This window comes from Oceanobacillus sp. M65 (assembly GCF_052246275.1).
GTDB lineage: Bacteria > Bacillota > Bacilli > Bacillales > Amphibacillaceae > Oceanobacillus_B > Oceanobacillus_B jordanicus.
Genome location: NZ_JBQQCJ010000001.1, coordinates 20,723 through 35,711 on the forward strand (window position 1 = coordinate 20,723; position 14,989 = coordinate 35,711).

A 14,989-nucleotide genomic window follows, 5' to 3' on the forward strand; every position below is an offset into this window, starting at 1 on the left:
CTTCTACCTCCTTTTCAGGCGTTTCATTAGCTTTATACATATATTCTTCATTTTACTATAAAATCCTGCAAGTTTGCGAATGTTTTTTTTAAAACCTTCTGGTAATAGCCGATAGATGAATCCGAATATCCAGCCAATCGGGGTTATGATAACGGTTAGTAAAAATAAAAGTACCGTCCCTAATAATTTAAACACATGAAAGGTAATCGTCCAGAGGAGTTTTAATATCCATTTAATGGGGGTAATAATCAACGCTATCACACAACGTTCAACAAAGCGATAGACAGCTGTCATGATACGAATAATATGCTCAAGAAGCTTTTTATAAGAGTCAGCGGCTAAGGCTTGATAGGTAGCAAAACCTAGCAAACAAGCTACAAATATATAAAAGCGCAACTCTCCCCCATTTACCCGAAATAAGACATAAAACACAATAAGCGTCTGGGTTAACCAAAAACTTATTTCCATGGTATAGGTGAGGACAACCCTCTTTTTCCAGTATGGTGTAAATCGACGAAAGGTGTCCTGTACTATACCCAGATAGAAACCGCTTGAAACCATTGTAAGCATTGTCAAGAACTGCGTGCTAAGGGTCATTTGAAAAGCTTGCTAAAGAACCCTTTAGCTTTCTCCTGCTGTTGCTCATCGACATAGGAAAGCTCATAAATTTTCCCCTTAATGGTAATCAGGCCTTCCCCTACATCAAGGTTTTTCAGCTGCAGGTTCTGCCCTCTTACAATCAAATACCCCATAACTGTTTCTAAAAGAAATTCCTCATTATCAAAGCTGTCCACTTCTTTTACACCACTGATCTCAAGGTTCTTCCGATTATTAATTTTCACCGCATGATCTGCTTGTACACGCGTAGTAGTTTCTTTATTTTCATAATAGTTCATTGTAAAACCCTCCTTATCATTATTACTTTATGACAGGAGGGACAAGGTTAGAACTAGCTGTTTACTTTCTCTTCTTTAATTACACTGTATAACATTTCCGCTTCATCTTTTCTCACGATTTCCTTTAACTCATTGACTTTTACGGTCACAAGCTTCTGGCCAAATCTAATAACCAGTTCATCACCTTTTGATAAAGTTGATGATGCTTTTGCCGTAACGCCATTTATTGTAATACGTCCCTGATCAGCAACTTCCTTTGCCAGCGTCCTTCGCTTAATCAATCGGGAAACCTTTAAAAATTTATCTAGTCTCAATTCAATCCCTCTCTTTCCTTTGCTTTATCCCACAGTTCATCCATTTCCTGCAGGGTTGCTTTTTGAATATCCTTTTGTTGCTCCCCAAGCTGTTCTTCAATAAATGCAAACCTGCTAGTAAACTTCTCATTTGTGCGATTTAGAGCAACTTCAGGGTTTATTTTATAATACCTTGACAGGTTGGCAATGACAAATAGAATATCGCCAAATTCCTTTTCTATTTCTTCTTTATTGTCATCGGATATTGCTTCTTTTACCTCATCTAACTCTTCCGTCAGCTTAGCCCAGATGTCTTTTACTTCCTCCCAGTCAAACCCTGTTTTGGCAGCCTTTTTCTGCAGCTTTACGGCTTTTGCTAGAGAAGGTAGATTCTTTGGAACGCCATCTAGAACGGAAGTGCGTTCCCCTGGTTTTTCCTCTTTTTTAAGCTCTTCCCAGTTTTTATATACCTCTTCAACAGAATCAACGTGACGGTCAGCAAATACATGTGGATGGCGGTGTATCATTTTATCTGTAACAGCTCGAATTACATCATCTACTGTAAAGTATCCATCATCTTCCCCAATCTGGCTATGAAGCATCACTTGAAGGAGAATGTCGCCAAGCTCCTCAATGATATTTTCATCATCTTGGTTGTCGATCGCATCAATTAGCTCATACACTTCTTCTATAGCATATTCCCGCAAGCTTTCATGGGTTTGCTTACGATCCCATGGACAGCCTTCAGGACTTCTTAATACAGCAATAACCTCACGAAGTCTATTGAAGGTATGATTTAATAACGTTTCTGACACTGGCGGTACATACACACTTGTTAGGTTACTAATTTCCATCGCATGATCGAGTTCTTCCAGTGGAACTTGGCGAATCTGCTCTGCCTCGCTGCCTGCTGCTTCCACGATAGTCACCATATAGTCGGCAGGCAAATCCTCTAATAGACTTAACTTTACTTCCGAAGCAATGAAACGATCATACACCTGACAAAAAATAAGATGCTGCTGATAGTTTAAATCACTTCTTGAAAAAGCCGTCCCATCGACAAATTGAAACCCTTCTATCGGGTCAATTCGTAGTGCTGTGAATAGATCATCAAGATAGCTTTGGCCCCCTAAGACATTCACCTCTACTTCCTCTTGTTCAAGGAGGAGCTGGACGGTTTTCTCTGCTAACATCGGATGGCCTGGTACCGTATAAATGAGTGATCGATGCTTTGCATGCTCAAGCAGGGCATCTACTATGTTTTGATAAACCTCTTGAAATCGATCCTCTGCCTCATAGAGTTGATCAAAAGCTTCAAAGGACACACCCTCTTCTTTTAGTGAACGTATCACGGGATGGTCTATTGTGCGAGTAAAAATTGTTTGATTTTCTTGTAGTAACTTTTTGTAGAGTCCAAGCTGGAGCTGATCAATATCTCCAGCACCTAGACCAATAACATCAATTCTGTTCATTTTTTTCCCTTCCTTTATAAAAACGTAATAAATAGGTGGAAAATGGCAGCATACTCAGTTCACTTTTGTTAAATGCCCGAAAGCGTAACAAACAAAATAAGTACAATCCTCCCCCAGTAAAGGCGATAAATATAACATAAAGCAGCAAAAGCCATCTGCTTGATTGAAATAGGTCTGCTAGCAATGCATGCATGCCGAGCACATAAACAATCATCGCTCCAATCGCAGTCAGCATTGCCCGTAGATTCACGACTTTCATAAAGTTCAACTTTGGAAGCTTGCGCTTTAATTCATATAAGGTAACAGCACACAGCAGGAGCAGACTTAAGACGGTGGCCAATGCACTACCCGTAATACCAAGGGGAGGAACCAACAGTTGATTGGCAATCCACTTGATAAAAAATGCTCCAAGGATAAAGCCTGCTGTCCTTTTCACATGTCCAAGACCTTGTAAAATAGACGCCGCCGTAACGGATAATGAGCAAAGAAGGATCGAAACGACTAATAGTCGTAAATCAGCCGTTCCTTGTTCATTTTGAAACAATAATACATTCACTTCTCTAAAAATAAGAACCAAACCGATGGTAGCTCCCAATGCTAAATAAAAGCTAAAAAGAAGGGCCCCTCTCATATATTGGTAAAATAAAGCTGGCTGTTGTTTTAGACGTTCCTGAGAGATAGTTGGCAGGAGGGCCAAAGCAAAAGAAGAGCCGAGGACCGTTCCTAATTGAATTAAGGGTTGGCCCCGATCAAATACCCCCTTTGCCTCCATTGCCTCCTGTTTAGCAAGACCAGATTCAATTAACCCTGGGAGCAATGTAAAGGTATCAGCAAACTGTATCACGAGAAGGACCATATGGTTTAACGCCGCGACTGCTCCGAACAATAACATTGTCCGGACATAATAGTTCCAGGGGATTTCTATTATTTCTTTTTCTCGACTCCTTGGCACGTCCTTCATAAAGAGCACAAATAATACAGCTGTGCCCGCTAAAGCCCCTACAATGGAGGCAATTGCCGCTGCATGTCCTATTTCATAAATATCAAGTTGTTTTACACTTATTACGATAGCAGCTGTAATAAGTAGCGTGACGCGTATTAATTGCTCCGTTACTTGTGAAATGGCCGTTGGGGCCATTCGTTGCTCCCCTTGAAAGCTCCCCCGCAAAAGGGACAAAAAAGGGACAAAAAGAAAAATAATTGCCGTTACGCGGTATGTACTAACAAGTTCAGGGTCCCCAATCCATCTTGCCAGATTTGGTGCATTAATAAATAAGAAAAGGAACAAAGAACCGTTCAGAATAACCAATATTAGGAACAACGGAAAATAAAAGTTACGTATTGTTTGCACGCCAGCAGTGCCAGAAGTTTCGGACCGTATCTTTGAGATAGCGGCCGGAAAACCATACAAGGATAGTACCATAACTATTCCAAGTATCGGGTAAACCTGTTGATACACATAATACCCTATGTCTCCCGTGAGGTTTTGCAATGGGATTCGATACCCCGCACTTAACAGCTTGCTGAGTATACCAGCTGCCGTCAGCAGAAGAGCACCCTTTAACAGCTGATTTGTTTCGTTCCTGCTCATGACTAACGCCCTTTAATTCCGTTAAATTTGTCTCTATTATAGCACACCTGTCAGGATGATAATAACCACCTCTCCTAAGCGCTTTAGCCTGTCAAACCAAAGCCATATATACAAAAGTACCCTATAGGAGACATCGTAACCTGTCCACTCTATAGGGTCTTTTCCGAGATAGTTTTAGTCACCTGTATCTGGTGCCTCTGCTCATTATTACTCCATTTGCCTGGCTAGAAAACTTGCAGCTGTTTCAATTGATTTTTGTTCTACTTTAGTTAATTTCTCTTCCTTGGAAAAGACCATCACACAACCGATTGGATCCCCATTTGCAATAATGGGGCTTATACAATAGGAATGTAGTTCAAATTCTTTTCCATCAATAACTTCCATGTTTCCTTTTTCTGTTTCAAAGACCGGGGAGCGATTTTCAATAATTTTTGTAATATCAGGGCTAATATTTTTGTTAAGATAATCTTTTTTCGATTCTCCTGCTACCGCGATAACTTCATCCCTGTCACAAATTATAACTGGTGAATGTAGGGAATCAAATAGCGCTTCAGCATATTCTTTGGCAAATTGTCCAAGTTCATTAATAGGAGAATATTTCTTTAAAATAACTTCGCCTTCTCGATCCACAAAAATTTCAAGTGGGTCGCCTTCCCGGATCCTTAGAGTTCTTCTGATTTCTTTGGGAATAACTACTCTTCCAAGATCATCAATACGACGAACGATACCTGTTGCTTTCATTCTCAGTAGCCTCACTTTCCTATGGTGAAAAATTGGTGATAGTAAATTTCTTTTTTCTGTTAATCCTTTTCTCACGGGGTCATCATTCACCAACTGTGAACTTAGTATGAATCAACTTAGGAAGACTATACATGATGAACCAATTTTTCACAGCTACAGGGAAAAAAGTATAGGAATTTTTAAACTTACTGCATGGGTATAAAAGCATTCGTCGCCAAATCGAAGTCCATTATTCCCGATCAAGCTTATTTAGCTCTTGAATAAATTTTGAAACGATCTCATACCGTTGATGTTTTGAATCCTGTGTGCTTTTAAAGACGATTTTCAGTTTATTACTTTCTGTTCCTAACTGGACATTCCTGCCATAATTATTTGCAAGCTCAAATAATTTGGCACCGTCAATTTGTTGACTGCGGTTCTCTTCAACAAGTAACTCAATTTTGGTATTTTTTTCGCTAATCGATTCGACTCTTTCCTGCTTCGCACTCATCTTGAGCTTCGTTACAGTAAATAAATTCTCTACTTCTTCAGGATAGTCACCAAAACGATCCATTAATTCATCTGTTAACTCTGTAATATCCTCTGATTCTTCAATGGTTTGGAATTGCTTATAAATATCAATTTTTTGCTTCTCATCAGGGATGTACGTTTCTGGAATGTAAGCATCAAGATTTAAGGCAAGCTCCGGCTCAAATGGCGTGATATCCTCAAGCTCCTTACCTGCTTTTCTTGCATCAATGGCATCTTTTAACATTTGTGAATACATATCAAAACCAACAGAATCAATGAAACCATGCTGCTGAGAGCCTAGCAAATTACCAGCCCCACGAATGGATAGGTCGCGCATAGCAATTTTAAACCCGGATCCAAGCTCGGTAAACTCTTTAATTGCCTGAAGCCTTTTTTCTGCTACCTCTGTAAGTACCTTATCTTTTTTATAGGTAAAATACGCATAAGCAACACGATTAGAACGTCCGACTCGACCACGCAGTTGGTACAGCTGACTTAGTCCCATACGGTCTGCATCGTTTACAATTAAGGTATTCACATTCGGTATGTCCACACCTGTCTCAATGATGGTTGTGCTTACCAATACATCATATTCTCCTTCTAAAAAGGCAAAAATAACGTTCTCCAGCTCTGACTCATTCATTTGACCATGTGCCACAGCAATACGCGCATCTCCTACAAGTGTACCTAAATCTCTTGCTACCTTATCGATATTCTCCACACGGTTGTATAGGAAGAAAACCTGTCCACCTCGGGCCATTTCTCGCTCAATGGCTTCTCTCATAAAGATTGGATTATATTCCATAACATAAGTCTGGATTGGAAAGCGATTCTCTGGTGGTGTTTCAATAACAGAGAGATCTCTAACACCAAGCATCGACATATGAAGCGTACGTGGAATTGGAGTAGCCGTAAGCGTTAAGACATCCACATTTGTTTTCATTTGTTTTATCTTTTCCTTATGCTTTACTCCAAAGCGCTGTTCCTCATCAACTATTAATAGTCCAAGATCACGGTATTCCAAATCCTTGGAAAGAATTCGATGTGTTCCAATTACAACGTCAACCGTACCCTTTTTTAATCCTTTTGTTGTTTCGGTTTGTTGTTTTCGCGTGCGGAATCTACTCATTAATTCAATGTTAATGGCATGGTCCTGAAATCTTTCCCGTATTGTTTCATAGTGCTGCTGGGCAAGAATCGTTGTTGGTACAAGGATAGCAACTTGTTTGCCGTCAGCCACCGCTTTAAAGGCAGCACGGATTGCCACCTCTGTTTTACCATAACCAACATCTCCACAAAGCAAGCGATCCATTGGTCTTTCTCGCTCCATATCAACTTTAATTTCTTCAATACATCTTAATTGATCCTCTGTTTCCTGATAAGGGAAGGACGCTTCGAATTCACGCTGCATCTCCGTATCCCCGGAGAATGCATAACCTCTTTGTGCCTCACGCTCAGCATAGAGTTTAATTAAATCATCCGCAATATCCTCGACAGAAGACTGTACCTTTCGTTTAACCTTGGTCCATTCACTCCCACCAAGCTTATATAATTTAGGCTCCTTACCTTCTGAACCAACGAATTTTTGAACCTGATCAATCTGATCTATTGGTACAAACAGCTTGTCATCACCGGAATACTTAATAAGCATATAATCCTTATGCATATTGTTTAATTCCAATGTCTCAATACCAAGATAGCGGCCAATCCCGTGATTGGCGTGCACCACGTAATCGCCTACCTTTAACTCTTGGTAGTTTTTGATCCGCTCGGCATTAGATATCTTCTGCTGTCTTCTTTTCCGCTTTGTCTGCTTTTTAAATAATTCCTTCTCGGTAATTAAAACAAGCTTATGCATAGGCAGTTCAATACCGCCATTCATATTCCCTACCGTTATAACGGGCTTTTCAGCAGGCAGTTCAAGGTTCTTCGTTACAGACGCCTCAATGTCATAGTCTGTAAGGATGGAATGAATTTTCTCTGCCCGTTTTTCATTTGGTGCCAGAATAACAACTGAAAATTCACCTTTTTCCCAGCGAAGCAATTCATTCTTAAATAAATGCATTTGCCCATGGAATTCCTGCATCGCCCGTGATGACAGATTTATAATGTTTTGTGGTTGCGTGTTTGGTATATGTCGCAGGAAAACAGACATGTAGAGACGTTGGTGCTCTAGATGGTCCCAAACCTGGTTCCAGTCAAAAGAGAACTTACTGTTTTTCACCATCCTGTTCGTCTCCAGGAGGCTGCTATACCATTCTCCTTCTTCTGTATCAAGGTTTACTGCTGTTTCCTGAATACGGCTCATTTCATCCATGATAATCAAACCATTATCTGGTAAGTAATCTAATAAACTAGCAGGTTCTTGATAAAGATACCCAATATATTTGTACATTTCCTGAAAACGTTCAAGGTTTTTTAATCGATCAATATCATGAGATAGGGATTCATTGAGTGTTTCCTTTGCTTCAGAAGACTTAAGACTCTTCATGCTAACTGCCAGGGCTTCTTCGAGGCGTTCCCCACCTGATAGAATATCCTCTTGTGTGAGCAATAACTCTGTTGCCGGGCCAACCATTACCTCCTGTAATGTATCCAACGAACGCTGTGTCCCTGCATCAAAATAGCGTATTGAGTCAATTTCCTCATCAAATAACTCAATACGAATAGGATGCTCTTCTGTTATAGGATAAATATCAATAATACCGCCACGTCTACTAAACTCTCCTGGTGAAGCAACCATGGAAGCGTGCTCGTAGCCCATATCAATTAAAGAGGACAGATAGTTATCGATCTTTATCTCTTCACCAAGCTTAAATTCGAGCTGGTAGTTTTCCCAGTAGTGTGTGGGCGGGAGTAAGCGCTTCAATGCAGCTACTGGCGCAATCAAAACTCCTGTCTCACGGTTTGCCCAAGCTGTTAGAGATTCAATTCGCTGACTCCTCAGCTCTGGGCTGGCAATCGCTATCTCGGAGGCTATTAACTCGTTAACAGGGTATAGATGGACAGTATCTTCTTCCATGATTTCGGATAAATCATCATATAATTGCTGGGCCTGAACAAGCTGATGGGTTACTAATAAAACAGGCCGTTTTGTCGATTCGTTTAAAATGGACACAAGAATACTCCGTGCAGATCCAGAGAGCCCTGCTACGAGCTGTTCCTTCATGCCACTTTCTATCCCACTAATAATAGATTGGATATCTTCTTTAGATTTTAAATACTTATTAATACCTTTCATTCCTAAACCTCCGCCTGCTGAATAAACGCAAAAATGCTTTGGCTTGAGCACCAAAGCTTTATTGCTTCTACTGTATAAAAAAATCTAGCTCATGATAATGAGGATTGTGACCTAATGTATCTTCACAACTTTCACATATGGACGTTATCTCAACGTCACCGTTCGTCTTGTATTTTATCATATCTTCTTTTTCCTTTGTGGTTAATTGATCAAAACCAAGCATGGTTGACTCGACGATTTGATGATCTAACCTTCCAATCTCCTTCGTGCAATGTCTGCACTTATAAATAATAGGCACCTTTTAACCTCCTTGGAAACCAACAAGATGTCTTGTTTAGTTTAACCCCGAGGTTGTTTCCTTATACCTATGTAATAAAAACACCAACTAGCACAATAATGTGAAACTTCAATTGGTGGTGTACCTACTGAAAGTTATGCCGGAACAAAATCGTCCTAACTGATGCAGTGTCAACTATTATAGTCATTCATTACCTCTAAAAATGGCTTATCTAGCCAAAGTTCGCATGCATCAGCAGCTTTCTCAATACTTTGCTGTACATCGATTTGCTCTGCTTTATGAAACTGTCCTAGCACGTAATCTACTACGGGTACAGGTGTAGTTGGTCTGCCTACACCAATTCGGATTCGCTTAAATTCTTTGGTTCCTAAATGAGAGATAGTCGATCTAATCCCATTATGACCACCATGTCCACCTTTTTGCCGTAATCTTATCTTCCCTGGGGGCAAGTCAAGATCATCATAGATAATAAGCACATCTTCAACATCAATCGAATAATAATCAAGCAATGGCCTAATTGCATCACCGGATAGGTTCATATATGTCTGTGGTTCGACGAGAAGCATTTTATTTCCGTTAAGCGTCTCCAACGCATAATCAGCATTAAATTTAGATTTATTTAAAGACCAGCCATGGCGGCGTAATAATTCATCTATCACCATAAAACCAGCATTATGCCTGGTATCCTTATACTTTTTACCTGGATTCCCCAGTCCAACGATACACTTCATTTACACTCGTCCCTTTTTAAATTATATACGTGCGCTCTTCGCTTTTGTTTCGGCTAGCTACGAGCACACAGCGACTAGCGCAACTTCCTTTACCTCCGTACAATAAGTCATCATCGATTCGTACCTCATCGTGATTCCTTTATCTCCTACGGCTCAGTCCAGTTCGTACGTCGCTAAACGTGCGCTCTTCGCTTTTGTTTCGGCTAGCTACGAGCACACAGCGACTAGCGCAACTTCCTTCACCTCCGTACAATAAGTCATCATCGATTCGTACCTCATCGTGATTCCTTTATCTCCTACGGCTCAGTCCAGTTCGTACGTCGCTAAAACGTGCGCTCTTCGCTTTTGTTATACAATACAACAAACCTCCCTCTTTGGAGAGGGAGGGTCTATATATTTTTTCTATTAATTATTAAAATTAAGTTTAGCAATGCCTAACGATAGACTTACTACTTATTCTCTTCGTTTAGAGTCTCTGCTTCAGGATCAACTAGTTCAGGCTTGTCGCCCTCTTCTGGTGCTTCTTCTACATCATCAAGCGTATCTGGAGCAACGATCGTTGCAACCGTAGTATCTTGCTCATCTAGAATTTTGTAGCTACCAGATGTTGATAGGTCTGCAACTGTTAAGCTATCGCCAATTTCAAGGGGGCTTACATCAACTGTAATCTCTTCTGGAATACTGCTAGGCTTAGCACGAACCTGTAATGTGTATAATGGCTGTTGTAGTACACCGCCGTCTTTAGCACCTTGTGCCTCTCCTTCAAAGCGTAGTGAAACCTCTACATCCATCTCTTCAGACATATTTACAACATAGAAGTCAGCATGGATGAGCTCGTCCTTAATCGGATCAATCTGATAATCATGCAACATCACATCAACTGATTCACTGTTGTCTAAGTCGAGTGAAATGATAGCATTTCTACCTTCGTCGCGAACTGTCTTCACAAGTTCAATGCTGTCAACAGATATAGACTTCGGTTCCTTACCTTGACCATATACAACAGCTGGGACTCTCCCACTGTTTCTTACTTGTTTTGTAGCTGATTTTGTAAGATCTTCTCGGTTTGTTGATTTTAGCTTTACTGCCATATTCATCACCCTCCAAATTAGTTAAAAAACTTAGCCGTTTTCTCTCTTTTATGTTTCGTGTGTATATTCTACGCAGTGTCTAGCAAAGTCTTCTCATCAGTTTCATGTGAAACTTTACTAGTGTTTCTAAAATACGCTCCATTTAGATATTACCCATTAAATCAGTCTGCTAAACATTTAATCAAATAAAATACTTACCGATTGTAACTCGTGAACTCGAATAATTGCTTCCCCGATTAACGGTGCAACAGATAGTGGCGTGATTTTATCACTCTTTTTATCATCGGTTAAAGGAATTGAGTTTGTAATAACTAATTCCTTAATCTTTGAGTTATCAATCCGTTCAATTGCCGGACCGGAAAGAACAGGATGCGTACAGCATGCATACACTTCTTTCGCTCCATTTTCTATTAAAGCATTTGCAGCAAGTGTGATGGTACCAGCTGTATCAATGATATCATCAATTAATATCGCCGTCTTGCCTTCAATGTTACCTACAATATTCATTATTTCTGCAACGTTTGGACGCGGTCTACGTTTATCAATAATTCCAATTGGTGCTTTTAAACGATCAGCCATTTTACGGGCACGCGTAACTCCTCCATGGTCTGGGGAAACGACAATGATATCCTCTAGGTTTTTAGTCTCAAAGTAGTCAGACAGGATAGGAACCCCTTGTAAGTGGTCAATCGGAATATCAAAGAAACCTTGAATTTGCGGTGCATGGAGATCAAGTGTGATCACCCTTGTAGCACCAGCTCTTTCCACAAGGTCTGCTACTAATTTCGCAGCGATTGGTTCACGGGATCTTGCTTTACGGTCCTGACGGGCATAACCATAGTAAGGCATCACAATATTGATAGATCTTGCTGATGCACGTTTAAGCGCATCAATCATAATTAATAACTCCATTAAATGTTCATTTACAGGGGAGCATGTTGACTGGACAACATAAACATCACAGCCACGAATACTTTCTTCTAGGTTGATTTGAATTTCTCCATCACTGAATCGTGTAACCGAACATTTACCTAAAGTAGTGCCAATGTGATTAGCGATATCTTCCGCCAATTTAAGATTTGAGTTTAAAGAGAATACTTTCAAAGATGAATCTTTGTAAGTAGATGCCATGAGTTAGAACCCTCCGTTAATCTTTTTGTCTGTTTTTGATTTTTGATGCGTACCCTTCTTTATTCGTTTGTCTGGCACGCGCGACAGACAGCGAATCCTCAGGGACATTTTTGGTTATAGTAGAGCCAGCAGCGACGTAAGAACCTTTGCCAATTGTGACCGGTGCAATTAAGTTGGAGTTACATCCAATAAATGCATCGTCCTCTATCGTTGTCAAAAATTTATTCTTTCCATCATAGTTCACTGTAATTGTACCACAACCAACATTAACATTGCTTCCAACATGCGCATCGCCAATATAACTAAGGTGAGAAACCTTGCTACTATGCTCAAGGGTGGTTTTCTTTATTTCAACAAAGTTACCGATCTTCGCTTCATCTCCAATAGAAGATTCAGGACGAATATGGGCAAATGGTCCAACCTTAACGCGGTCGCCTATATGGCTGTCAGACGCAACGCTTTGTTTAATAACCGTATTCTCTCCAATATAACAATTCGTTATTTCTGTGAAGGGACCAATCTCAGCATCGCTTTTAATGGTAGTATTTCCTTTAATTACCGTTCCTGGGTGGATGATAGCGTCCGGTTCAATTACAACGTCAGGATGAATGTACGTATTGCTTGGATCAATAATTCCAACTCCATTACGTAAGTGCTTTTCATTAATTCGTTGTTTCAGAATTCCCTCCGCTTGCGCTAAGGCAACTCTGTCATTAATCCCAAGTGTTTCTTCAAAATCTGGCGTTAAAAATCCACTTACTACGTCAGACTGTTTGCGAAGGATTTCAATGACGTCAGGCAAATAGTACTCTCCTTGTGCGTTATCATTTGAAACATGCTCAAGCGCTGCAAACAAGGCCTGATTATCAAAGCAATAAGTACCTGTATTTATTTCATCTACCGTAAGCTCCTGTTCACTTGCATCTTTATGCTCGACAATTCTTTCTACTTCGTTGTCTTCATTTCGAATGACCCTTCCATATCCAGACGGATTTGGTGCCTTGGCTGTAAGAATCGTTGCCTTTGCTCCTGTGCGCTCATGGTGTGCAAATAATTCCATGTACGTTTCACCTTTAATTAAAGGTGTGTCACCACACACAACAATAGTAGTTCCCTCTTTATCTCTTAGACGTTCCTTTGCCTGAATAACGGCATGTCCTGTTCCTAATTGCTCTTCCTGTACTACTAATTCACTTTCATGTCCTATGTATTCCGCAACTTTGTCTGCCCCAAAGCCAACCACAGTAACGACACTTTCTAGGTTGACCGCCTTCACTTGTTCTAATACATGCTGAACCATAGGGCGGCCCATTACAGGATGAAGTACTTTATATAACTTTGATTTCATTCTAGTTCCCTGACCCGCTGCTAGGATTACCGCATACCGATTTGTCATTAAGGAGACCTCCATGTTTGTATTAAGCTCTATTATTCATTCATTACGATATTAAGAATAAAAATTGTACGTTTATAATTTAATCCATAATGAATATATCCTAAATAGCCATGGATTTCAACACTAATTGCTCTACTACCTGCATATGGAGAGGAATTGATAATGAAGGGTGGAAAGGGCGGGGAACATTTACATAGATCTTCCATTTCAGCCCCTTTTTCGCAAAAAAAGAAGGCTAACCTGTTGTAAGATTAGACCTCTAGTTGTGATCATGCAGGATTAACGATTTAGGAAGCGCCCGCTTCTTCATACTCTACATCTTCTTCCCCTGCACGACGATATTCTTCTAATACAGCATCCTGAATCTTTCCACGCGTCCCGGAATTAATTGGGTGTGCAATATCTCTGAACTCTCCATCCGGAGTCCGCTTGGAAGGCATTGCTACAAATAAACCGTTGTTTCCATCGATGACACGGATATCATGAACGACAAATTCTTGATCCAGTGTAATCGACGCAATAGCACGCATTCTTCCTTCTGTATTAACGCGGCGTAATCTAACGTCTGTTACTTCCATGATGTTTCACCACCTTTTCCCATTAGAACTTAATTAACAAGTTCAACAAATAAAAGGAAAATCCTTCTTTTTCTTAGAAAAAAATTTATTATTTTCAAAAAAAGTGGGAAAAGAGGCTTTGTTTGTTAAAAAAATCGCTACTCAGAGGACTTTTCTCCTATGTTTCCAGCCTGCACTTCGATCTTTTTACCCTTAATATCTACATGGGAAATTTTAATTAAGGAAGTGTAGTTGTCTACAACCCGTTCCTCTTCCTCGTCATCCGCTTCTGCAAGTACTCCAATAGCTTTTACATTGGCATTAAACTCTTCAAGCAGGCTTACCATGCCGGTAATAGTTCCGCCAGCTTTCATGAAATCATCAATAATACAGACATTGGCACCTTCCTGAAGACTTCTTTTTGGCAGGACCATTGTTTGTATCTTACGTGATGATCCAGAAACATAATTAATACTTACAGAAGATCCTTCTGTTACTTTCGGGTCTCTTCTCACAATGACAACAGGGACATCGAGAAATGAAGCTACCGCATAAGCTAGGGGTATTCCTTTTGTCGCTACCGTTACGACCACGTCTATGTGAGACTTTGAAAATACCGAAGCAAAGACACGACCAATTTCTTTTACTGTTTTAGGGTTTCCTAAGAGGTCGCTCATATATAAATATCCACCAGGGAGAATTCTACTTGGATCCTCGAGTTTTTGTCTTAGCTTCTCAATAAACTGAAAGCTTTTCTTTTGGGAAAATTCAGGTATAAACTTCACTCCGCCAGCAGCTCCAGTAGTACGATTTAAATAGCCCAAACCTTCTTGCTGAAATACTGCATCAATTATATCCATATCCTCACTGACAGAAGCTTTCGTTGTTTGCAGAAGCCGGACAAAGTATGGTAATTGTACATGCTCTCTAGGATTTTCCAAAAAAAAGTTAGTCAATGTAACCAAGCGATTGCTTCTTTTCATTTCCACACCTCAAAACCGAATATTTGATACATATTATAACATTAATATATGCATTTAG

14 protein-coding genes are annotated in these 14,989 nt (G+C 40.1%); all 14 read right to left on the reverse strand.

Going from position 1 to position 14,989, the window contains the following annotated elements; all coding sequences use genetic code 11:
• Positions 1-3: 3 nt before the first annotated feature.
• The 14 genes from yabQ to purR all read right to left on the reverse strand — a co-directional run bounded on the left by yabQ (position 4) and on the right by purR (position 14,931).
• Complete coding sequence (gene yabQ, locus ACTWPF_RS00115) at positions 4-597, reverse strand: spore cortex biosynthesis protein YabQ (RefSeq protein ID WP_443147922.1); 594 nt, start codon at positions 595-597, stop codon at positions 4-6.
• Entirely contained in the window at positions 594-896 is a 303-nt protein-coding gene (gene yabP / locus ACTWPF_RS00120) for a sporulation protein YabP (protein ID WP_036578223.1), read from the reverse strand. The genes yabQ and yabP overlap by 4 nt, the downstream gene beginning before the upstream one ends.
• Before the next feature lie 53 nt (positions 897-949).
• Positions 950-1,210: an RNA-binding S4 domain-containing protein gene (locus tag ACTWPF_RS00125; protein WP_106895385.1), complete on the reverse strand. Its 261-nt coding sequence runs from the start codon at positions 1,208-1,210 to the stop codon at positions 950-952.
• Entirely contained in the window at positions 1,207-2,661 is a 1,455-nt protein-coding gene (gene mazG / locus ACTWPF_RS00130; RefSeq protein WP_106895384.1) for a nucleoside triphosphate pyrophosphohydrolase, read from the reverse strand. Before mazG ends, ACTWPF_RS00125 begins: the two co-directional genes overlap by 4 nt.
• Entirely contained in the window at positions 2,648-4,252 is a 1,605-nt protein-coding gene (locus tag ACTWPF_RS00135; RefSeq protein WP_443147923.1) for a putative polysaccharide biosynthesis protein, read from the reverse strand. The genes mazG and ACTWPF_RS00135 overlap by 14 nt, the downstream gene beginning before the upstream one ends.
• Positions 4,253-4,459: 207 nt before the next feature.
• Complete coding sequence (gene spoVT / locus ACTWPF_RS00140; protein ID WP_106895382.1) at positions 4,460-4,993, reverse strand: stage V sporulation protein T; 534 nt, start codon at positions 4,991-4,993, stop codon at positions 4,460-4,462.
• Positions 4,994-5,222: 229 nt separating this feature from the next.
• A complete protein-coding gene (gene mfd, locus ACTWPF_RS00145) occupies positions 5,223-8,744 on the reverse strand; it encodes a transcription-repair coupling factor (RefSeq protein ID WP_161464648.1) in 3,522 nt (1,173 codons plus the stop codon).
• Positions 8,745-8,811: 67 nt separating this feature from the next.
• Positions 8,812-9,042, reverse strand: coding sequence for an anti-sigma-F factor Fin family protein (locus tag ACTWPF_RS00150; RefSeq protein WP_036578214.1), 231 nt, complete (start codon positions 9,040-9,042; stop codon positions 8,812-8,814).
• A gap of 170 nt (positions 9,043-9,212) precedes the next feature.
• Entirely contained in the window at positions 9,213-9,773 is a 561-nt protein-coding gene (gene pth / locus ACTWPF_RS00155; protein ID WP_443147924.1) for an aminoacyl-tRNA hydrolase, read from the reverse strand.
• A gap of 449 nt (positions 9,774-10,222) precedes the next feature.
• Positions 10,223-10,864, reverse strand: a complete 642-nt coding sequence (locus ACTWPF_RS00160) for a 50S ribosomal protein L25/general stress protein Ctc (RefSeq protein ID WP_443147925.1) — start codon at positions 10,862-10,864, stop codon at positions 10,223-10,225.
• A 177-nt stretch (positions 10,865-11,041) separates the two neighbouring features.
• Positions 11,042-11,995: a ribose-phosphate diphosphokinase gene (locus ACTWPF_RS00165; RefSeq protein WP_106895378.1), complete on the reverse strand. Its 954-nt coding sequence runs from the start codon at positions 11,993-11,995 to the stop codon at positions 11,042-11,044.
• A gap of 16 nt (positions 11,996-12,011) precedes the next feature.
• Entirely contained in the window at positions 12,012-13,391 is a 1,380-nt protein-coding gene (gene glmU / locus ACTWPF_RS00170; protein ID WP_443147926.1) for a bifunctional UDP-N-acetylglucosamine diphosphorylase/glucosamine-1-phosphate N-acetyltransferase GlmU, read from the reverse strand.
• A 287-nt stretch (positions 13,392-13,678) separates the two neighbouring features.
• Entirely contained in the window at positions 13,679-13,969 is a 291-nt protein-coding gene (spoVG, locus tag ACTWPF_RS00175; protein ID WP_036578205.1) for a septation regulator SpoVG, read from the reverse strand.
• Positions 13,970-14,106: 137 nt separating this feature from the next.
• Positions 14,107-14,931, reverse strand: a complete 825-nt coding sequence (gene purR, locus ACTWPF_RS00180; protein WP_106895376.1) for a pur operon repressor — start codon at positions 14,929-14,931, stop codon at positions 14,107-14,109.
• Positions 14,932-14,989 lie beyond the last annotated feature (58 nt).

Excerpts from the sequence above, each read along its gene's own strand:
- glmU (WP_443147926.1), bottom strand. The coding sequence starts at position 13,391 with ATGACAAATCGGTATGCGGTAATCCTAGCAGCGGGTCAGGGAACTAGA.
- spoVG (WP_036578205.1), bottom strand. The coding sequence starts at position 13,969 with ATGGAAGTAACAGACGTTAGATTACGCCGCGTTAATACAGAAGGAAGA.
- ACTWPF_RS00135 (WP_443147923.1), bottom strand. The coding sequence starts at position 4,252 with ATGAGCAGGAACGAAACAAATCAGCTGTTAAAGGGTGCTCTTCTGCTG.
- spoVT (WP_106895382.1), bottom strand. The coding sequence starts at position 4,993 with ATGAAAGCAACAGGTATCGTTCGTCGTATTGATGATCTTGGAAGAGTA.
- yabP (WP_036578223.1), bottom strand. The coding sequence starts at position 896 with ATGAACTATTATGAAAATAAAGAAACTACTACGCGTGTACAAGCAGAT.
- pth (WP_443147924.1), bottom strand. The coding sequence starts at position 9,773 with ATGAAGTGTATCGTTGGACTGGGGAATCCAGGTAAAAAGTATAAGGAT.
- ACTWPF_RS00160 (WP_443147925.1), bottom strand. The coding sequence starts at position 10,864 with ATGGCAGTAAAGCTAAAATCAACAAACCGAGAAGATCTTACAAAATCA.
- purR (WP_106895376.1), bottom strand. The coding sequence starts at position 14,931 with ATGAAAAGAAGCAATCGCTTGGTTACATTGACTAACTTTTTTTTGGAA.
- ACTWPF_RS00165 (WP_106895378.1), bottom strand. The coding sequence starts at position 11,995 with ATGGCATCTACTTACAAAGATTCATCTTTGAAAGTATTCTCTTTAAAC.
- yabQ (WP_443147922.1), bottom strand. The coding sequence starts at position 597 with ATGACCCTTAGCACGCAGTTCTTGACAATGCTTACAATGGTTTCAAGC.
- mfd (WP_161464648.1), bottom strand. The coding sequence starts at position 8,744 with ATGAAAGGTATTAATAAGTATTTAAAATCTAAAGAAGATATCCAATCT.
- mazG (WP_106895384.1), bottom strand. The coding sequence starts at position 2,661 with ATGAACAGAATTGATGTTATTGGTCTAGGTGCTGGAGATATTGATCAG.